Source organism: Corallococcus sicarius (genome assembly GCF_003611735.1).
Classification (GTDB): domain Bacteria; phylum Myxococcota; class Myxococcia; order Myxococcales; family Myxococcaceae; genus Corallococcus; species Corallococcus sicarius.
Window position 1 is genome coordinate 22,500 of the sequence record NZ_RAWG01000050.1, and the last position, 20,040, is coordinate 42,539.

The following is a 20,040-nucleotide window of genomic DNA, read 5'->3' on the forward strand; positions in this document are numbered from 1 at the left end:
ATGGCCGGGGAAGCCGGGGTCAATGCCTATCAGAAGAAGTTACCGATCGTGAACTCGAACAGGATGGGGTCGTCCGAAGGCCGCTTGGTCAGCGGGATGCCCCACTCGAAGCGCAGGGGCCCGATGGGCGAGAACCAGCGGAAGCCGAAGCCCGCGGAGTGGAAGAGTCCGAGGGGCAGCTTGTTCTGCCGGTCCTCGAAGAACTTCTCGTTGGCGCCGAAGGCATTGCCCGCGTCGTAGAAGAGCACGCCGCGCAGGCCGGCCTTCTCGAAGATGGGGAACTCCAGCTCCAGGTTGAAGATGAGCTGCTTGTTGCCGCCCACCCGGAACTCGGTGACGTTGGCGTCCGGGTTGTCCGCGCGCGGCACCAGGAGCGTGGGGCTGATGCTGCGCAGGTAGTAGCCGCGGATCGTGTTGATGCCGCCCACGTAGTACAGCTCGCTGATGGGCAGCGGCTTGCTGGCGTCCAGCTGCTGCACGTAGCCCATGGTGGCGTTCGTCTTGAAGACGAAGCCCAGGGGCAGCGGGAAGTACAGGCGCGAGTACGCGGTGTAGCGGTTGAAGAGGAAGGTGCCGCCCAGGAAGGACGGGGCCGTCTCCACCGAGCCGTAGTGGATGAAGCCGCGCGACGGGAAGAGGCGGTTGTCGCGCCGGTCGAAGGACACCGACAGGCGCAGCGCGCTGGTGGTGCCGGACTGGAACTGGTTGGCGAGCAGCACCGCGCCAATGCCCTGCCCCGCCTGCACGTCCACGTACTCCCGCGTGTAGCCCACCGTGGCGAGCACGTCGTCCACGAGCTGCCGGCCCAGGGAGACGGTGCCGCCCGTGGAGTTGCGGATGAAGCCCTCGTAGTCCGCCTGGACGCGGAAGAACTCCGCGGACAAGAGGTAGTTCGTGTCGAGGAAGTACGGGTCGTAGAACGACAACTGCACGAGCGAGCGCAGGCCCGAAATCTGGGCGGACGCGGACACGCTCTGGCCCCAGCCGAGGAAGTTGTTCTGCGACACCTGCGCCGTGAAGATGAAGTTCTCCACGTTGGAGAAGCCCAGGCCCACCTGGAAGGTGCCGGTGGCCTTCTCCTTCACCTCCACCTGCAACACGATGGCGTTGTCGGTGCTGCCCGGGTGCTGGGTGATCTCCACCGTCTCGAAGAAGCCCAGGGCGGTGACGCGCTCGCGGCTGCGGCGCACGCCGGTGCCGTTGTAGAGCTCGCCCTCGTAGACGCGCAGCTCGCGGCGGATGACCTTGTCGCGGGTCTTGTTGTTGCCGACGACGTCGATCCGCTCGATGTTGACGAGCGGGCCCTTCTGGATGTCGAAGGTGAGGTCGACGGTCCGCGTCTCCGCGTTGACGGACGTAACGGGGTTGATGTTGGCGTACGCGTACCCCTTGTCGAAGTACACGTCGGAGATGGCGGAGATGTCCGTGGAGAGCTGGCTGCGGTTGAAGCGCTCCTTCGGGCGCGACTTCATCAGCTTCGCCAGCTCCTCCGGCGGACGCTCCAGGTCGCCCGCGAAGTCGATCTTCCCGATGTCGTACGACTCACCCTCGGTGATGTGCAGGGTGATGTAGATGTCGCGCTTGTCCGCGGAGAGCTGGACGGTGGGCTTGTCCACGCGCACGTTGATGAAGCCGCGGTCGTAGTAGGCGATCTGGATGACGGCGAGGTCGCGCTGGAAGGCCTCTTCCCGGTACGTGCCCTCGCCGGTGAAGAAGGACAGGAAGCCACCCTCGCGGGTGATCATCACCGCCTTGAGCTCCTCGGCGGAGACCTTCTCCGCGCCCAGGAGGTTGATCTGCTTCACCATCACCTTCGAGTGCTCGTTGATGACGTAGACGACGTTGACCGCGGCGCCCTGCTCCACCGGGTCCAGGCGGTACGTCACCTCCGCGAGGAAGTAGCCCTTTTCGACGTACTTCTCCTGGATCTTCTTCTGCGTCGCGCGCACCGCCTCGATGTCGAGGATCGTGCCGGGGCGCAGCTCCAGCTGCTCCTTCAGGTCCTCCTGGCTGAGCTCCTCGTTGCCCTGGAGCTGCACGGCGCGGATGGTGGGGCGCTCCACCACGCGCACCACGTAGGCGATGCCCTTGGCGGTGCGCTGGGCGAGCAGCTGCACGTCGGTGAAGTAGCCCAGGGCCCAGACGGCGCGGAGGTCGTCCGCGGAGCGCGTGAGCGGGTCACCGACCTTGGTCTTCAGGGCGCGGCGGACAGCCTCGGCCTCCACGCGGCGGTTGCCCTCGACGCGGACCTCCACCACGCGGTCGGCGGGGGAGACGTTGGCGTCATCCTCCGGCGAGGCGGCGAGGGGGGCGTCCGGGGCAGCTCCCGAATCGATTTCGGTGCCCGCGTCTGGGGCGGCGACGGTGGTGGCGGCGGAAGGAGACGGCGGGACGACGGCGGGCGAGCCCGCGTCCACGTCCAGTTGGGCGTGGGCAGGGCCGGGCCAGAGCGCCCACAGGGCGACCGCCAGCAGCGGGAGCAATGACTTGCGCAGAACGGTGAGCCTCAAGTGCAGTCCGGCCAGGAAAAGGCGGGGCAATGTACGGGAAGGGGCGCGGGCCCCTCAATCCAAAAGCGAGCGGCCATCAGGCCTCCGACACCTGCCCGCCGGCCAGCCGCAGTCGGCGGGGCATGGAGCGGGCAAGCGTCTCATTGTGCGTGACGATGACGGCGGTGATGCCCAGGTCCCGGTTCACGTCCCTCAGGAGCTGGTGGATGCCCTCACCCGTCGTAGGGTCCAGGTTGCCGGTGGGCTCGTCCGCGAGCAGCACCGCGGGCTTGAGCACCAGGGCCCGCGCGAGGGCCACGCGCTGGGCCTCGCCGCCGGACAGCTCCCCGGGGCGGTGGTCCACGCGGCTGCCCAGGCCCACGCGCTCCAGCAGTTCGCGCGCGTAGGTGTAGGCCCCGGCGCGGTCCCGGCGCTGGATGAGGGCCGGCATGGCCACGTTCTCCAGGGCGGTGAACTCCGGCAACAGGTAGTGGCTCTGGAAGACGAAGCCGATGGTGCGGTTGCGGAACTCGGCGATCTCCGCGTCGTTCATGGAGAAGACGGAGCGGCCGTCGAAGAGCACCTCGCCGGCGGCGGGGGCGTCCAGCGTGCCCAGCACGTGCAGGAAGGTGCTCTTGCCCGCGCCGGACGCGCCAATCATGGACACGAGCTCCCCTGCCTGGATGTCCAGGGACACGGCGCGCAGGACGTCAATGCGCTTGCCGTGCAGGAAATAGCTCTTGAAGACGTTGCGGATGGACAACAGCGCCATGGCTACTCCGCCTTCAACCCTTCCACCGGTTCCACGCTGCTCGCCTTGAGGGCCGGGTAGATGGACGCCAGGTAGGTGACGAGCACCGCGATGATCACCGCCAGTGCCGTCTGCACCGGTTCGATGCGCACCGGCAGCGCGGGGATGTAATACACCTCCGGGTCCAGCTTGATGCCGACCTTCTCGATGAAGAGGCACCACGCCAGGCCGGAGAACAGGCCCAGGAGTCCCCCGGCCACGCCAATCTGGAGCCCTTCCGCGAGGAAGATCTTCACGATGCCACCGTCCGGGACGCCGAGCGCCTTGAGGACGGAGATTTCCTTCCGCTTCTCCAGCACCAGCATGATGACCGTGGCGACGATGAGGCCCGCGGCGACGATGATGATGATGGACAGGATGATGCCCATCACCAGCTTCTCCAGGCGCAGCGCGGAGAACAGGTTCTTGTTCATCTCGCCCCAGTCGCGCGCGCGGTACGGGTAGCCGCCCAGCACGCGCACCACCTGGTTGGAGATGCGCCGGGCGTCGTCGATGTCCGCCACCTTCAGCTCGATGCCGGTGGCGCCCTTCAGGGCGAAGAAGTCCTGCGCTTCCTTGAGCAGGATGTAGACGAACTTGGAGTCGTACTCGTACATGCCCGAGTAGAAGACGCCCGCCACCCGGAACGCGCGGCTCTTGGGGATGGGGCCCGTGGGGCCCAGCTCCGTGCCGAGCGGCGACACGACGTTCACCCGGTCCCCCACCACCACACGCAGGGACGCGGCCAGCTCCCGGCCGACGATGATGCCCGGCAGCACGGTGGGCTTCGCGGGCTTGGACGCCTTGCCGATGATGGGGTCCTCCTCCTCCGGCGGCGTCTTCGTGGGCGCGTCCTCGTCGTCGTCCACCGCGCGGCTGGGGAGGATCTTCCCCGGCTGCTCCAGGTGGCCCAGGTCCCCGCCGGGCAGGATGTTCTGCGGCAGGTCCGTCACCGTGCCCACCGTGTGCGGGTCGATGCCCTTGATGATGACGCCGTCGACGTTGCCCTCCGACGCGATCATCACCTGGTTGATGATGAAGGGCGTCTGGCCCACGACGCCGGGCACGCGCTTCACCTGCTCCATCACCTTGGCGTACTCGGGCAATTCCCCCGCGTACTTGGACACCACCGCGTGCGCGTTGGTGCCCAAAATCTTCTGCTGGAGGTCGGCCTCGAAGCCGCTCATCACGCTGAGCACGATGATGAGCGCCATCACGCCCACGCCCACGCCGCCCACCGACAGGGCGGTCATCATCATGGTGGGGGACTGTTCGTGCAGCTTCATCCGGTGCTGCGCGGCCGCGGCGGCCAGCGGATCCGCCAGGCCCAGCGACTTGACGCGCGTGCGCTCCACGGCGGCCTCCGCCCCGCGGATGATGAAGTAGATGATGAGCGGCGGGATGATGCCGAACATCAGCACCGCCAGTGCGCCCAGGAGCAGCGACGGGCGGAACACCGCGACGTGGCGGCGGGCCACGAAGAGCTCGAAGCCCAGGCGCAGGTCCACCCGGCCACTGCCCGCGGCGATGAAGCCCGTGTTGATGCCCAGCACCAGCGCCAGCACCAGCGCGGCGAAGACGAGCCAGTACCCCAGCTCCGGCCGGCCGAGCAGCCCCGCGACGTACGACACCTCCCGCAGGCGGTAGCCCAGCGCGAGCTGCAGCGACGGCACCCGCTCCATCAGCGACAGGAGGATGGGGACGGGCAGGCCCAGGTAGAAGACGCCGATGGTGGCCTCGGGCAGCGACAGCCGCTGGGCCCGGGAAGCGCCCACGAAGCCGGACGCGAAGGCCACGCCCGCGCCGACGACGAGCGCGATGGCGAAGGCGATGGTGGGCGGCAGGCTGGCCCCGCCGCTGGACTCCTTCGACGCGACGCCCAGGTCGGAGGGCACGCCGCTGGAGAGCACCGTCTGGAGCAGCAGCATCACCAGTTCGGCCAGCAGGATGCCGCCGCCGTAGGCGCCCAGCGTGCTCCAGTAGAAGTCACGGTAGCGCGCAAGCCGCGGGTACAGCGTGGAGCCCGCGGCCGGACTGGGACCTTCCGTGGACACCGGCGCGCGGCGGATGCCCGAGGCGATGAGCGCCCACCCCGCCAGCCAGACGAGCGTCCCGGCCACCAGCATCTTGGGGCCGGCGACGGCCCCTGCGGGGCCGGGGCCCAGGGCGAGCGCCCCGGCGTCGAAGGACTGCAGGAGGCTCCCCCACCCGACGAGGGAGAGGCCCAGGGCGCCGGCCACCTCGGCCCACGCCTCGGATTCGGAGATGGCCACGCCCAGGAGCGCGGCCCCCACGAGGGCCACGAGGGCGCCCGCCCACAGGAGGGGCCAGCGATAGTCGGTCTGCCGTTCGGCGGGGTGCACGAGGCCTCGTGGCTACTTCGCCAGCGGCTTGAGGAGGGGGAAAAGAATCACGTCGCGGATGCTGGCGGCGTCCGTGAACAACATGGCGACGCGATCAATCCCGATGCCCTCACCGGCCGTGGGCGGCATGCCGTGCTCGAGGGCGCGGATGTAGTCCTCGTCGTAGTCCATCGTCTCCTGCTGGCCCCGCTGCTTGGCGTCCAGCTGGGCCTGGAAGCGGCCCTTCTGGTCCAGGGGGTCGTTCAGCTCGGAGAAGGCGTTGGCGATTTCGCGGCCCGCGACGAAGAGCTCGAACCGGTCCGTGATTTCCGGGTTCTGGTCGTTGCGGCGGGCGAGCGGCGAGACGGCGGTGGGATATTGGGTGATGAAGGTGGGATGCACCAGGGTGTGCTCGACGTGGTGCTCGAAGAGTGCGCCCACCAGCTCACCGTGGTTCATGTTCTCCACGGCGCGGCGCTCGGAGTCCGCGTGGGACGTCTTGAGCAGCTCGTGACGCAACCGGTCCGCGTCCACCATGTCCTTGTCGGACAGGCCGGGGACGGCCTCGCGGATGGCCTCCGTCATGGGGATGCGCTTCCAGCCCTTGCCGAAGTCCACCGTGTACTCGCCGTACTTCACCTTGGAGTCGCCGGTGACGTGGCGGGCGGCCTCGGAGAGCATCTCCTCGGTGAGGTCCATCAGGTCCTCGTACGTGGCGTACGCCTGATAGAACTCCAGCATCGTGAACTCGGGGTTGTGCCGGGTGCTGAAGCCCTCGTTGCGGAAGTTGCGGTTGACCTCGTAGACGCGCTCCATGCCGCCCACCACGAGCCGCTTCAGGTAGAGCTCCGGCGCGATGCGCATGTAGAGGTCGACGTCGAGCGTGTTGTGGTGCGTGATGAACGGCCGCGCGGCCGCGCCCGACACCAGCGGGTGCATCATCGGCGTCTCCACCTCGACGAAGTCCCGCCCGTCGAGGAAGTCGCGGATGAAGCGCACCAGCTTGTTGCGCTTGAGGAAGACCTGCTTCACGTCCGGGTTGGCGATGAGGTCCAGGTAGCGCTGGCGGTAGCGGATCTCCACGTCCGTCAGGCCGTGCCACTTCTCCGGCATGGGGCGCAGCGTCTTCGTGAGCGGCATGAACTTCGCGGCGGACAGCGTCAGTTCGCCCGTCTTGCTGCGGAACAGCGGGCCCTGCGCGGCGACGAAGTCACCCAGGTCGCACAGCTTGAACACTTCGTAGAGGTCCCCGAGCGCGTCCTTCTTCACGTGGACTTGAATCTCGCCGGAGCGGTCGCGCAGCTTGATGAACGCGGCCTTGCCGAACGAGCGCATGGCCACGATGCGGCCGGCGACGTCGTAGACGGGGGCGTCCTTCTCCAGGTCCTCGGTGGAGTGCGTGTCGTGCTTCGCGAGGATCTCCGCCGCCTGGTGCTGGGGACGGTAGCCGTTGCCGTACGGGTTGAAGCCCGCGGCGCGCCACTTGCCGGCCTTGTCCAACCGCTGCTGGTAGAGCTCCTGCTCCACGTTGGAGCCGAGATCCGCCGCTTCACCGCTCTTCACACCAGGGGGGGTCTTGTTATCGGTCTCGGCCATGACGCGCTTTCCAGAAAGGCGCGGCACGCTAGCCAAGCGGCCCCCGGTACGCAACGCATCACGGCGGATGGTTCACACCGGACATTGCCTCCCCCAGAGGGGGGACAGGCCTCAGGAGGCCATCAAAAGAAATGCGCCCACGGCCGCGGCCAAGAGGAGGGGAATGAGCACTTCCACCGGAAAGCGGTGATTCGCGTGGGCCAGGTGCAGCCCTTTCAGGCCGAACCGGCGCTGGCGGCGCACGCGGGCCACCACCAGCGACGCGAGCGCGGGCGGGGCCTTCTCCCGCTCCAGCGTGCGCACGCGCTGCACGGTGCTGGCGTAGCGGTCCCACCCCTGGCGGCACTCCACGCAGCCGTCCAGATGGCTTCGCACCGCCTGGACCTGGGGGGCCGGCAGCTCTTCGTCGGCGAGCGCCAGGAACAGCGCCCTCGCCTCGCGGTGATCCAATCGCGGTTCCAAGTCCGTTCCTCTCCGCTGCAGGCCGCTCATGGTTCAAACCGCCCCAGCAGGTCCGCCAGCTTCTCACGTGCCCGGTGGAGCCGGCTCTTCACGGTCCCCTCGGGCAGCTCGGTGATGTCCACGATTTCGTCGTAGCTCAGGCCCTCGATGTCGCGCAGCGCCACCAGCATGCGCGCATCGGGTTCCAGTTGGGAGATGGCCCGCTGCACCCGGGCCCGCTCGCGCGCCGCGTCCAGGGCGGCGTCCGGCTGCTGAGGCGCGCCCCCGCCCTCCGCGATGGCGGCGGCGCTCGTCTCGTCGTACTCGTCCGAGCGGCCCCGCCCCCGGCGTTGCAGGTACTTCAGCCGGTTGAGGCAGTGGTTCTTCGTGATGCGGAACAGCCAGGTGGACAGCCGCGCGTCCTCGCGGAAGCGGCGCACGTTCTGGTGCACGCTGACGAAGATCTCCTGCACCAGGTCGTGGGCCTCCTCGCGGTCGCCCACCATGCGGAAGCAGAAGTCGTAGAGGCGGTCCTGGTGCTCGCGCACCAGCTCCTCGAAGGCCCCCGGGTCGCCACGACGCAGCCGGACGAGCAGCGCCTGCTCCTCGCGGCGCACGTCCGGGACGGCCGCGCTGGCCAGGGCCTGCTGTCCGACTCCGAGCACACCGCCCGATGACACCGTGCCTCCCGGCCGCGGGCCTTCCCTCCGTGGAAAAAGCCCTCGCATCCATCCTATCGCCGCCCTACCCGGCCCCAGACACCGCCCCGGGAAAAAGGTTCCCGGGCATGACAAACCCCTCCACCGGCGCAGGCTGCCCAGTGGAGGGGTGGAATGTTCCAGGACTGTCAGTCCGCGGCGGCGTTCCGGTTCGGGTTCTTCACGCCCAAAAGCTGTGCGGTGACGAACTCGTCCAGGTCGCCGTCCAGCACCTTGTCCACGTTGCCCGTCTCGACGCCGGTGCGCAGGTCCTTGACCATGCGGTACGGCGCCAGCACGTAGCTGCGGATCTGCGAGCCGAAGGAGATGTCCTTCTTGGCCGCCTCGGCCGCGTCGCGCTCGGCGTCGCGCTTCTTCATCTCCAGCTCGTACAGGCGGCCGCGCAGAATCTGGAAGGCCATGTCCTTGTTGGCCGACTGCGAGCGCTCCGTCTGGCAGGTGATCATGATGCCCGTGGGCAGGTGCCGCAGCTGCGCCGTGGACGACGTCTTGTTGACCTTCTGGCCACCCGCGCCACTGCCGCGGATGAACTTCAACTCGTAGTCCTTCTCCGGCAGATCGATGTGGATGCTGTCGTCGACCTCCGGGTACACGTCCACGGACGCGAAGGCCGTCTGCCGGCGGGCGTTGGCGTCGAAGGGGCTGATGCGCACGAGCCGGTGCACGCCCACCTCCGCCTTGAGGTAGCCGTAGGCGTTCTCGCCCTCGATGCGCAGCGAGACGTTCTTGAAGCCCGCCTCTTCGCCCGGCAACGCGTCGCTGATCTCGACCTTCCAGCCCTTCGTCTCGCCGTAGCGCGTGTACATGCGCATGAGCATGGCGGCCCAGTCCATGGAGTCCGTGCCGCCCGCGCCCGGGTTGATGTCCATGAAGCAGTTGCTGCGGTCCTGGGGGCCGGAGAGCATCCGCGCCAGCTCCAGCTTCGCGACCTCCGCCTCCAGCGACGTGAGCGAGCCTTCGGCTTCCTGCGCGCTCGCCTCGTCGTTCATCTCCGCCGCCAGCTCCAGCAGCGTCTGCGCGTCGTCCAGCCCGCGCATCGTCTTGTCGAAGGCGCCCACGCTGGCCTCCAGCGTGGACTTCTCCTTCAACAGCCCCTGGGCCTTGGTGTTGTCGTCCCAGAAGCCGGGCTGCGTGGAGTCACGTTCAATCAGCGCGATGCGGGACCGCTTGCGGTCCAGGTCAAAGATGCCCCCGGAGCGCGTTGAGGCGCTCCTTCAGGGCGTGGATCTTCTCCATCGAGTCGTTCGCCATGGTGTCTTCGTCCTTCGTGTCGGGAGGTTGTTGGAGAAAAAAGTCGTCCGTTGCTTCAGGAGGCCTTGAGCGAGGGCACCTGTTCGGGCTCGCGCCCGGCGGTGCGCTCGGTGGCCGGAGCGCGGGCCCGCAGCCGGTCCAACCAGGAGGCGCCGGCCAGGCCCAGGGAGATGGGCAGGATGAGCGCGACGAGCCGCCAGTTGTCCTGGTCGAACCAGGGCAGCACCTTCAGCACCACGCCCAGCGCGCCCGTGGCCGCGAGCAAGCCCCACACCCACTTGAGCCGCGCGCGGGCCTTCGCGCTGTTCCACATCAGCCGGATGCCGTACGGCACGGCCAGCAGCGTCACCGGGTTGGCGAGGAAGAGGTTCTCGTTGTGGTGGGTCACCACGTGGTCCGTGCCGATCCACATGACGACGAGCGCGAGCCCCGGGATGCCCAGCACCAGCCCCACGACCACGTTCTCCAGGCCCAGCAGGATGCGCGCCGCGCGGCTGCCCCGGCGCTCCCACGCGGCGAGCCCCAGCGCGCCCGCGCCCAGGAGCACGCCCAGGGCGAAAATCCACGGGCCGAAGGCCGGCGGCTGCGCGGGCGGACGGGGCCTGTCAGGTGACACGTAGTAGTCCCACTGCCGCTCCACCAGCGACACCGGCTGCCCGTCCGCGCCGGGCACCTTCAGCTCCGCCACCTGCTGCTCCAGCTCATCCGGGAGGAAGGCCTCCTCGCGGCGGGTGATGGGCTTGTCGATGGAGTCGTTCATCATGAAGTCGAGCAGCAGGCTCATGGGCGGGCTCACCGCCGTGTAGCGCCGCGTGTGCTCGCGCAGCGTCATGCGCGCCGGAGCGCGCTCCGCCTCGCTCAGCTTGCCGCCCACGGCCGAGTCGATCATGTCGCGCAGGCGCGTCACGCAGTTGTCGCTGTAGTGCTCGTAGAGGTACTCGCGGTTCTCCGGCAGCACGTTGTCCGCCAGCCGCTTCGCCACCTTCACGCGCTGCTCCGGCGTGAGGTTGAGCTCCTGCACGCGCACGTCGCGCCCCAGCGACTTGTACAGGCGGAAGGTGCCGTTGACGCTCGACTCGCCCACCCAGAACTCCAGGCGGCCCTTGGCGAAGCGCACCACGGTCTGGTCGTCGAACGAGTACATCCCGTAGTTGTAGAGCCGCTGCATCTGCCGGGCGCGGTCCTCCACCACCAGCGAGCCGTGGCCCCACCAGGCGAAGACGTCGTCGCCCGGGCTGAAGGTCACCAGCCAGATGGACAGGTCCTCGCCCCGGCTCTCGCCCGTGCCCCAGGGCGGCACCTTGGCGTGCGCGGGCGACGTCAGCAGCAGGAGGCCAAGCAGGCTCAAGGATGCGAGAGACGACAGGCGGGGCATCGTTCCATCCAACACACGGAAGGCGGGCCCCAACTACCTATCACGCACGGCCCCCGACTCAACGGCGGGGACGGTGGGGTGTCGGCTGCCCGGAGGTGGGCTCTTCAGATGAGCTTGGCCCGGCGGGCGCGCGAGTCGATGGTCAGCGAGTCCGCCACCATCCCGCGCTCGCCCAGGAGCTGCTCCTCCAGGGCCGCCATGCGCTTGGCGTCACGCGGCTTCTCGTGGTCGTGCCCCAACAGGTGCAGCAGGCCGTGCGCGAGGTAGCGGCCCATCTCCGACTCCAGCGTGCGGCCGTACTCCTTCGCCTGCCGCTTCGCCGTGTCGATGGAGATGACCACGTCGCCCAGGGGGCGCGGCCCCGGGGTCCCCTTGGGCTGGTCCCCCGCGGGGAAGGACAGCACGTCGGTGGCCTTGTCCTTCTGGCGCCAGGTGCGGTTGAGGCGGCGGATGGCCCGGTCCCCCACGAGCGACAGCGACAGCTCGCAGCCGGTGAGCCCCAACTGCTTCAGGTAGGCGCGGCCCCAGGTGGTCAGCAGGCGCTCGTAGTCCTCGCCCTGACCGTGCGCCACCTGCACCGTCACCTGGTTCTCCGACGCCTTCGGCTTCGGCTCCGGCTTCTCGATGTGCGCCAGCTCCACGCGGAACGCGGGCGCGCAGATGGACCAGTAGTCGCACGCGCCCTGCGAGTCGTTGCGGTACACGACGCGCTTGCCGCGCGGGACGAGCCCCACTTCACCCGCGCTGATGCGCTCGCGCTTGCCGTCCACCACGATGGTGAGTTCGCCCGTGAGGACGAGCACCACCTCGTCGAACTCCGGCGTCTGCGGAGGTTCGCTCCAGCCCGGGGGCGCCCGCATGCGCGCCACCGACGTGGACTCCGTCTCCGTGCTGGCGGCGCCGACGAACTCCTCGATGCGCTTGCCGTCGTCGCGGGGAATGACCTTGCCCTTGCGCAGCTTCACGCCCTCCACCTTGCGGCTCATGACATGCCCGCCGTTCTCACCTTCGTGTCCTTCGTTTCAGGCTTCACCGGCGCGGGCGCCATCATCAACGGCGAGCCGGACTTGCCCCCACCCATCGCGCCCGCCGGGTACACCGGGCGCGTGTGGTAGATGCCTTCCAGCGTGTGCAGGAAGGACTGGGAGATGAGGTTCAGGTCCTTGAGCGTCAAGTCACACTCGTCGAGCTGGCCCTCGGAGAAGATGATGTTGATGATCTTCTGCACCTGCGCGTGGAGCTTCGCGCTGGTGGGGTCCGGCATGGAGCGCGTGGAGGCCTCCACCGCGTCGGCGATCATCACCAGCGCCGCCTCGCGGAACTGCGGCTTGGGGCCCGGGTAGCGGTAGATGCTCTCGTCGATGGGAGGCGCGCCTTCCTTGCCCTCCTGCTCCTTGAGGGCCTTGTGGAAGAAGAAGCCCACCGTGCGCGTGCCGTGGTGCTGGGGGATGGCGTCCGCCACCAGCTTGGGCAGGCGGTACTGCCGGGCCATCTCCAGGCCCTCCGTCACGTGGCGCTTGATGATGACCGCGCTCATCGCGGGCGCGAGCCCGTCGTGCCGGTTCTCCCCCTTCTGGTTCTCCCCGAAGTAGAGCGGGTTCCGACCCTTGCCGATGTCGTGGTAGTACGCGCACGAGCGCGCCAGCAGCGGGTTCGCGCCGATGGTCTCCGCCGCGTTCTCCACCAGCGTCCCGATGATGATGGAGTGGTGGTACGTGCCGGGCGCCTGGACGATGAGTTCCTTGAGCGCCGGGTGGTTCAGGTTCGCCAGCTCCAGCAGCTTGATGTCCGACGCGTAGCCGAACGTGGCCTCGATGAGCGGCGTCAGCGCCATCACCATCACGGGGACGGCCAGCGCCGTGCCGAAGAACGCGCACACCGCCGTGACGACCGTGTCTCCGGCCAGCCCCTTGCCCTCCACGAGGAACAGGAACAGGACGGCGACGAGGTTGGCGATGCCGGTGATGAAGCCCGCGCGGAAGATGCCCACGCGGTCCTTCGCCTTCACGATGCGGTCCGCCGCCACCAGCGAGCCCACCAGCGTGTAGATGCCGAACGCCAGCGAGTTGCCCAGCATCACGCCCGCGAGGCACGCGAACACCATGGCGAAGAACAGCGCCAGCTCCTGCGTGAGGATGAAGCGCACCAGCATCGCGCCCGCCGCCACGGGGAAGGCGTAATAGAACGCTTCGATGGGCAGCGCCGTGTAGCGGTCCTGCACCGCGTCCGCGATGGACACCCAGACCTGGAGGACCCCCAGCAGGCCCACCAGCAGGAGGCCCAGCAGCACGCCGTCCTTGCGCGTGGGGCGGAAGCGCCGGAAGGCCGCGCGGCAGAAGCCATAGAAGGCCACCACCAGCAGGGACACCAGCCCCGTGCCGCCCACCTGGAGCTGCAGCAGGTCCAACCGGTCCGTCTGCGCGCGCATCCCGCGCAGCATCACCAGGTGCGTTTCGTTGACGAGCTCTCCGTCGCCGATGACGCGCTGGCCCTTCTTGATGGAGATGACCGCGTCCTTCACCGCGTCGCCCGCGAGCCGGCGGCGCAGGTCCGTCTCCGCGATGTTGATGGTCAGGCTGGGGCGCACCAGCCGCTTGGCGATGCGCAGCACCGCGCGGCGCTGGACGGCGGGGGACTCCGGCAGCACGTTGCCGGGCACGGAGGCGAAGCGATCCAGCTCCTGGTGCGCCTCGCGCATGTCCACCACCTGGGTGGCGGCCGCGGGCAGGGACTCCTCGTTCTTGTGCTGCACGTCGCGCACGGTGAGGCCCTGCGGCGCCTCGCGCACCAGCTCGTCGCGCGACCCGGCCACGTACACCGGGCCCCGGTCCGCGCGGTAGGCGCGCTCCAACAGCACCAGCGTGGCGGACTCGGCCTCCTCGGAGAAGCCGTTGGCCACCACCGCCTGGAAGTCCTCGCCCTCCAGGCCCGCGTCGCGCTGGCCGAAGAGCTGCTCCTGGAACTGGGCCTGCATCTCCTCGCGGTCGCGGCGCTGGCGCTCCAGGGCCTCGGGCGCGAGCGGCGCCGGCTTGCGGCGCTTGAGCTGCCCGTCCTCGGGCGCGACCTCCTCGGTGTGCGCCTTCTCTTCGGCCAGGTGCTCGCGCGCGGTGGCGAAGGCGGCGCGCACGGACGCGCGCAGGTTGCCCACCACCGCCGGGTTGAGGTCGTACACCGGGCGCACCGCGCTGCGGGCCTCGCGGCGGCGCTGCTCCGTCATCGCCTGGTGGACGATGTCGTAGTCACGCGCGGCCTTGAAGCCCGCGGGCGAGTTGGCCCGGAAGGGCTTGCCCACGTTCTCCTCGGTGAGGGCGGGGATCTGCTGGCTGTAGAGCCCCGGGGAGATGACGAAGCCCGCGCCCACCGACACCACCAGCAGCAAGAGCCCCTGGACGACGCGCCGACCCCAATCCCCACGCCCGAGCCCCAGGCGCACCGCGAGCGCGTCCAGCGGACTGGGCCCGGGGGCTGGTGATTCAGGATCGGCCATGGGGGACTCCTCACCCGGGAAGGGCGTCAAGGCTCCCTACAAGGAAGCAGCGACGGGGAAAATTCGTGAGGGTGGGACAGCCGCCGCCCGGATGCCAGTCCGCTCTGCGAAAAATGCGGGTAGGCCGACAAGCCGGGATGTGGGCTCCAAAACGACTCCACCCCCGCCCCGGCGCAAGCCTGGGAGCGGGGGCGGAAGCCAGACGTCACTCCTGGGAACCGCCGGCTGGGGCGCCCTTCTGGGCGTTCTCCGAGCGCTCGTAGGCGCGGATGACTTCCTGCACCAGCGGGTGGCGCACGACGTCCACGTCGGAGAACTCCGAGAAGTGGATGCCTTCGATGTTCTTCAGCACCGTGCGCGCGTGGTTGAGGCCGGACGCCTTGCCCGTGGGCAGGTCCACCTGGGTCACGTCACCGGTGATGACCGCCTTGCTGTTGTAGCCCAGGCGGGTGAGGAACATCTTCATCTGCTCCACGGTGGTGTTCTGCGCCTCGTCGAGGATGACGAAGGCGTCGTTGAGGGTGCGGCCGCGCATGAACGCGAGCGGCGCCACCTCCACCACGCCCTGCTCCACCAGGTGCTGGGCCCGGTCCACGGCCATCATGTCGTGCAGCGCGTCGTAGAGCGGGCGCAGGTAGGGGTTCACCTTCTCCGCCAGGTCGCCGGGCAGGAAGCCGAGCTTCTCACCGGCCTCCACGGCGGGGCGCGCCAGGATGATGCGCTTGACCTTGCGCTCCTGGAGGAAGGAGACGGCCATGGCCATGGCGAGGTACGTCTTGCCCGTGCCGGCGGGGCCCACGCCGAAGACGATGTCGTGGGCGCGGATGGCGTCCACGTAGCGCTTCTGCGCGATGCTCTTGGGGGCGATCTGCCGGTTGCCGGTGCTCTTGAGCACGGTCCCCAGCATGACCTCCTGGAGGGACTCCGAGCCGCGGCCCAGGACCTTGATGGCCTGCTCCACGTCCTCGCGGTAGACGGTGCGGCCCGCGCGGATCATCTCCTCGAGGTTCTCCACGAGGCGCACCGCGAAGGAGACCGCGTCCGCGGGGCCCGACAGGAGCAGCTCCGTACCGCGCTGCCCCACCCGGACGCCGAGGCGCCGCTCCATCAGCTTGAGGTTCTCGTTCTGATTTCCGCACAGGGCCTGGGTCGTGTCGTTGTCACGAACGTCGACCTTGGCGGAGGTGGGAGTGGAATCTGCGCGGGCAGCGGGCACTTCCAGCGTGGCGGGATTTCGCAATGCGCGTCGTTCCTCGTTCAGTGGTCGCTCGCTTTCAACGTAACGCCGCCCTCCCACCCATGCTCGGCGGACCTCCTGGGCGACTGCGACTCCAAGCTAGCGCACAGGCGGTAGGAGGATGAACTGCCGGGCAGCCAACCGCCGGTAATAGTACTCCTCCCGCCAGGGGTATCGCAGCTCCTCGGGAGCCAACAATCCGGCATCCACCAATGCATCCAACCGTTCCGGCAGGGTTCCCTTCTCCAACTGGAACACCTCCAACGCGGCTTCAATGCGGACGCGCTGCGCGTGCGCAATCTGACGCTGGGCGGCGGGATCCCCCAGGATGGACGCGCCGGCCTCCCGGCCGCCTGCTCCCACCCACCGGGAGACGATGAAGGCCAGGGCCGCCAGCACTGCCATGGTGACGACGACGCGGCCCACCGGGCCCGCCACCCGGGCGAAGAGCCCGTGGTCTTCAGGAACGGGGACGCGCCCCTCCGGGTCGATGGCGCGCACGTAGTCGCCCTTGACCAGGTTGTAGAGCGCCTTGCAGGTCTCGAACTCGCCCAGGCAGCAGAGGTCCACCAGCCGGCGCAGGTCGCGCCCCTGGGCAATCTCCTCGTAGACGTGGCGCTCCGAGGGGCCGATGACACCCAGCTCCCCGCCGTCGTCGGCGTGGGGCCGGGGCACGGGCAGCGCCTTGACGCGCTCGAAGGTCATGTCGTCGCGGTGGATGCGCTTTCGGATGACGGGCCACTCGTCCACCATCCGGAAGCCCTCCATCAGCACCGTCTCCGCGCGCAGCGGCGTGATGCCTTCGGGGCCCGGCTCCACCGGCTCCTGGATGAACTCGTAGGTGCCCGCCTTCCAGGTGAAGAGACGGTAGAGCGTCTCCGTCACCTGGAGCTGGGCCATCTGCTGGAAGCGCTCGGCGGTGAGGGCGTGGCTGGACACCAGCACGTCCCCCAGCCGCTTGAGGGTGCGCTTCTGCGTCTCCAGCGCGGCTTCCAGCTGCGTCTCGGTGATGATCTCCGCGCGCACCAGCATGGCGCCGATGAGCTCCTTGCGCTTCCGGGTGAGGCCCTCGGCCTTGATGATGTGGCCGTCCTGGAAGCCGACGCGCACCTCCTGGTCCTTGTTGCGGAAGTGGAGCGTGCCCGTCTTCTGCTGCTGGCCGATGAGCTGCAGGATGTCGCCGATGCCGAAATCCTTGAGGGTGCCCTTGAGGGACATGGCTCAGGCCTCTCCCTTCTGGTGGCGGCGCAGGCCGCGCAGCGTCAGCAGGTAGACGAAGAAGAGCACCACCGCGGCGGGCACGAGCTTGAGATACAGCGGCACGTCTCCGTACGGGGTGCGGACGAGCCCGCGGTGGAGCACCAGCGCCGCCACGGCGAAGCTGAACACGAAGGCGTAGACGGCCCCGCGCACCGGCAGGCCCGTGCCCACGTGGCCCGCGCCGGACACCAGCCCGCCCAGCAGGTACGTCACCCGCTTCGTCCAGGCCTGGTGGCGCTCCACCTGGAGCTGCTTGCGCGAGCGGACCTCCTTGGGCACCTGGCTCTTGCGCGCGTAGACGTGCACGCACTGGCCGCAGAGCGAGCCGCCCGCGCTCAGGTCCTTGTCACAGCGCAGGCACACCGCCCGGCCGCACCGGTCGCAGGCGCGGGAGGCCTTCACCCGCTGGGAGGCCTCGCCCCACAGCGCCAGGAGGGCCGCGAGCCCCGCCGTCAGCGCCCAACCCACGGGGCCCTGGGGCAGCGCGCGAGAGAGCCACCGGCCCACCTGGGCCTCCACGCGCGCTCCCTCCTGCGTGCCCTGCGCCAGCTCCAGCCAGTCGCGCTCCGGCACCGGGGGCGCCAGGAGCAGCAGGTTGAGCAGGGGGCGGTCCTCCGGGGGCGGTTCACGGCGCAGGAGCGAATCATCCAGCGCCTGCGCGGTGGCGATGGCCGTGGCGGCCCGGTCCAGCTCCTTGCCCACCTGATCATCCGGCAGCAGCCGGGCCCGGCGCCGGTACACCTGCGCGAGGTTGTAGTGCGGCGCGGCCATCGTCGGATCCGCCTGGGAGGCCTGGGCATAGAGGGGCAGCGCGCCCTCCGGATCCCCCAGCCCCACCAGCGTGTTGCCAAAGCGCGTGAGCAGCCGCGCGTCCCCGTTGCGCAGCGCGGAGGCCGCCTTGAAGTCCGCGCGCGCCTCCTCCAGCAGGCCCCGGCGGGACTCGTAGAAGGCGAGCGCCCCCAGCTCCTGGAAGCGGGCCGTGCGGGCCTGCGCCCGAGCGCGCACCCGGGCCGCCGCGGCTTCCGCGGACAGGCCGCCGCGCTCCAGCAGGTAGACGTCCTCCGCGGGCGTGCCGGCGAAGACGGTGAAGCGCACCAGCGCGCCCGCCGCGAGCGGCATCACGCCCAGGCCCATGAGCAGCACCGCCGCCACCCAGCGCTCCCGGCGGCCCACGTACAGCGCCACCACGGCGAAGAGCAGCAGCAGCACCGGCACGAGCCCCGCGCCCAGCACCGCGGGCAGCGCCAGGAGCAGCAGCCCCAGCAGCCCCGACTGCCAGCGCGCCACCGCCCGGGGGAACAGGTGGTGGAAGTCATGCAGCGCGTAGCGGATCCGGCGCAGGAAGAGCACGGCCACCACCGCCACGGCCGTGGCCGCCCAGGCCGCGAGCGCCACCGCCCCCAGGTCCGCGAGCGCCGGGCGCCGGTAGCGCGCGTCCTTCGCCAGCGTCAGGAGCGCTGTCTTCCACTCGCCCAGGGCGCGCGGGAGGTTCAGCGGATCCTCCACCACGTACGTCTCCGCCCGGGCGAAGTGCGCCGCGGGCAGCCCTGGCGACAGGGCCACCGCCACGTCCAGGAGCGCGAGCGTCCCCGACAGGTCGCCCGCGCGGCGGCGCACCGCTGCCTCGCGCAGGAAGCCCACGCTCAGGGGCTCCAGGTCCGAGGCGAGCATCTCCTCGCGCAGCTTCAAGAGTTCCTGCTGGGCGGTCTGCGCGGCGGCGCTGTCGTTGCGCGCGCGGGCCTGCTTCCAGCGCTCCCACACGGCCAGCAGTTCCGCGTCCCCCAGCTTCGGCGCCATCACCGGCGGAGGACCGGGGCGCGGCGGCACGATGACGGGCGTGGGCTCCACCGGAGCAGAGGGCACCACGGGCTTGGGGGGCGGGGTGACGACGCGGCCCCGGCCGGCGGGGCGGCGGGGCTCGGGATCCGGTTCGGGCTCCTCGGCCTCGTCGACGACCTCCGGATCATCCTGGATGGCGGAGCCGTCCCCGGTGTCGGTCTCCGGATCCTCCAGGTAGGTCTCCTGGATGCGCGTGGGCGCGTCCTGCATCAACGCAGGGGCACGCGCGGGGAGAAGCAGCACGAGGCAGCAACACAGGCCGAGGAACGAGCGGAGCATCCGAGGGGCGGATGATAGGCGACAGGACGGACGACACGAAATCATGTGCGCCCGTTCCCTCTTCGTGGCCCCGTGCTACAGGAGCGCGCGGCGGGGGACTGCACGGGAGCGACACGCATGGCGGCGCCTGGATCAGAGCTGGAAAGACTGGTGGGGATCATGCAGCGGCTGCGGGCCGAGGGCGGCTGCCCCTGGGACCGCGAGCAGGACCTGCGCTCGCTGCGCCCCTACCTGACCGAGGAGGCATTCGAGGTCCTGGACGAGATGGACCGCGTCGCCGAGGGCGGCCCCTGGCACCCCCTGTGCGACGAGCTGGGGGACCTGCTCTTCCAAATCGTCTTCCACGCCCAGCTGGCGGCGGAGCTGGGCGAGTTCACGATGGCGGACGTCTGCAAGGCCATCAGCGACAAGATCACCCGCCGGCACCCGCACGTGTTCGGCGACGAGCAGGTGAAGGGCGCCGAACAGGTGCTCTCCAACTGGGCGAAGCTGAAGGCGGACGAGCGCAAGCGCAAGACGGGCCGCGCGGGTTCGGTGCTGGACGGCGTGCCCACCGCCGCCCCGTCCCTGCTGCGCGCCGAGCGCCTCACCGAGAAGGCCAGCCGCATCGGGTTCGACTGGCCGGACCTCGCCGGGGTGCGCGGCAAGCTGGACGAGGAGCTGCGCGAGCTGGACGAGGCCATCGCGGCGGGAGGGCGGGACGCCATCGAGCACGAGCTGGGGGACGTCCTGTTCTCGCTCGCGAACCTCGCCCGCTTCGTGAAGACGCCGGCGGAGGACGCGCTGCGCATGGCCACCCGCCGCTTCACCACCCGGTTCCAGTACATCGAGGCCCGGCTGAACGAGGAGAACGTGCCCTTCGGCGGCGCCACCCTGGAGCACATGGAGCGCCACTGGCAGGCGGCCAAGGCCGAGGAGAAGGCCCTGCCCCCGCC

The 20,040-nt window shown here is 69.7% G+C and carries 14 protein-coding genes; 1 reads left to right on the forward strand and 13 read right to left on the reverse strand.

All coding sequences use genetic code 11. The features are described from left to right. Positions 1-29: 29 nt before the first annotated feature. The 13 genes from bamA to D7X12_RS10765 form a co-directional block, all read right to left on the reverse strand. A complete protein-coding gene (bamA, locus tag D7X12_RS10705) occupies positions 30-2,510 on the reverse strand; it encodes an outer membrane protein assembly factor BamA (protein ID WP_208718941.1) in 2,481 nt (826 codons plus the stop codon). Positions 2,511-2,586: 76 nt separating this feature from the next. Further along, positions 2,587-3,261 carry an ABC transporter ATP-binding protein gene (locus D7X12_RS10710; RefSeq protein ID WP_120625171.1) on the reverse strand — a complete coding sequence of 225 codons (675 nt, stop codon included), beginning with the start codon at positions 3,259-3,261 and terminating at the stop codon, positions 2,587-2,589. A 2-nt stretch (positions 3,262-3,263) separates the two neighbouring features. Then, on the reverse strand, positions 3,264-5,642 hold the full coding sequence (locus tag D7X12_RS10715; protein ID WP_120625172.1) for an FtsX-like permease family protein: 2,379 nt from the start codon (positions 5,640-5,642) through the stop codon (positions 3,264-3,266). A 12-nt stretch (positions 5,643-5,654) separates the two neighbouring features. Then, positions 5,655-7,217 carry a lysine--tRNA ligase gene (gene lysS, locus D7X12_RS10720; RefSeq protein ID WP_120625173.1) on the reverse strand — a complete coding sequence of 521 codons (1,563 nt, stop codon included), beginning with the start codon at positions 7,215-7,217 and terminating at the stop codon, positions 5,655-5,657. A 111-nt stretch (positions 7,218-7,328) separates the two neighbouring features. Then, on the reverse strand, positions 7,329-7,709 hold the full coding sequence (locus tag D7X12_RS10725; RefSeq protein ID WP_120625174.1) for an anti-sigma factor family protein: 381 nt from the start codon (positions 7,707-7,709) through the stop codon (positions 7,329-7,331). After that, positions 7,706-8,338, reverse strand: a complete 633-nt coding sequence (locus D7X12_RS10730) for an RNA polymerase sigma factor (protein WP_120625175.1) — start codon at positions 8,336-8,338, stop codon at positions 7,706-7,708. Before D7X12_RS10730 ends, D7X12_RS10725 begins: the two co-directional genes overlap by 4 nt. Positions 8,339-8,505: 167 nt before the next feature. After that, positions 8,506-9,628 (reverse strand): peptide chain release factor 2 gene (gene prfB / locus D7X12_RS10735; protein ID WP_244224479.1). Its coding sequence is split into 2 segments (ribosomal slippage): positions 8,506-9,558 and positions 9,560-9,628, totalling 1,122 coding nucleotides; the frame shifts between segments, so codons are not numbered across the junction. A 55-nt stretch (positions 9,629-9,683) separates the two neighbouring features. Continuing rightward, entirely contained in the window at positions 9,684-11,003 is a 1,320-nt protein-coding gene (locus D7X12_RS10740) for an Lnb N-terminal periplasmic domain-containing protein (RefSeq protein WP_120625176.1), read from the reverse strand. Between the two features lie 104 nt (positions 11,004-11,107). Then, positions 11,108-11,989 (reverse strand): rRNA maturation RNase YbeY, encoded by an 882-nt coding sequence (gene ybeY / locus D7X12_RS10745; RefSeq protein WP_208718943.1) that lies wholly within the window; start codon positions 11,987-11,989, stop codon positions 11,108-11,110. Further along, positions 11,986-14,490: an HD family phosphohydrolase gene (locus D7X12_RS10750; protein WP_120625177.1), complete on the reverse strand. Its 2,505-nt coding sequence runs from the start codon at positions 14,488-14,490 to the stop codon at positions 11,986-11,988. Before D7X12_RS10750 ends, ybeY begins: the two co-directional genes overlap by 4 nt. Before the next feature lie 205 nt (positions 14,491-14,695). Beyond that, on the reverse strand, positions 14,696-15,730 hold the full coding sequence (locus tag D7X12_RS10755; protein ID WP_120625178.1) for a PhoH family protein: 1,035 nt from the start codon (positions 15,728-15,730) through the stop codon (positions 14,696-14,698). A 96-nt stretch (positions 15,731-15,826) separates the two neighbouring features. Further along, the gene (locus tag D7X12_RS10760; protein ID WP_120625179.1) at positions 15,827-16,945 is read right to left on the reverse strand and encodes a DUF4388 domain-containing protein; all 1,119 of its coding nucleotides are present in this window, start codon (positions 16,943-16,945) and stop codon (positions 15,827-15,829) included. Between the two features lie 3 nt (positions 16,946-16,948). Beyond that, positions 16,949-19,069, reverse strand: a complete 2,121-nt coding sequence (locus D7X12_RS10765; protein ID WP_341868213.1) for a tetratricopeptide repeat protein — start codon at positions 19,067-19,069, stop codon at positions 16,949-16,951. A gap of 153 nt (positions 19,070-19,222) precedes the next feature. Between D7X12_RS10765 and mazG the strand changes: the two genes are divergently transcribed. Then, a partial coding sequence (gene mazG, locus D7X12_RS10770) for a nucleoside triphosphate pyrophosphohydrolase (RefSeq protein WP_120625182.1) occupies positions 19,223-20,040 on the forward strand: 818 nt, incomplete at its 3' end.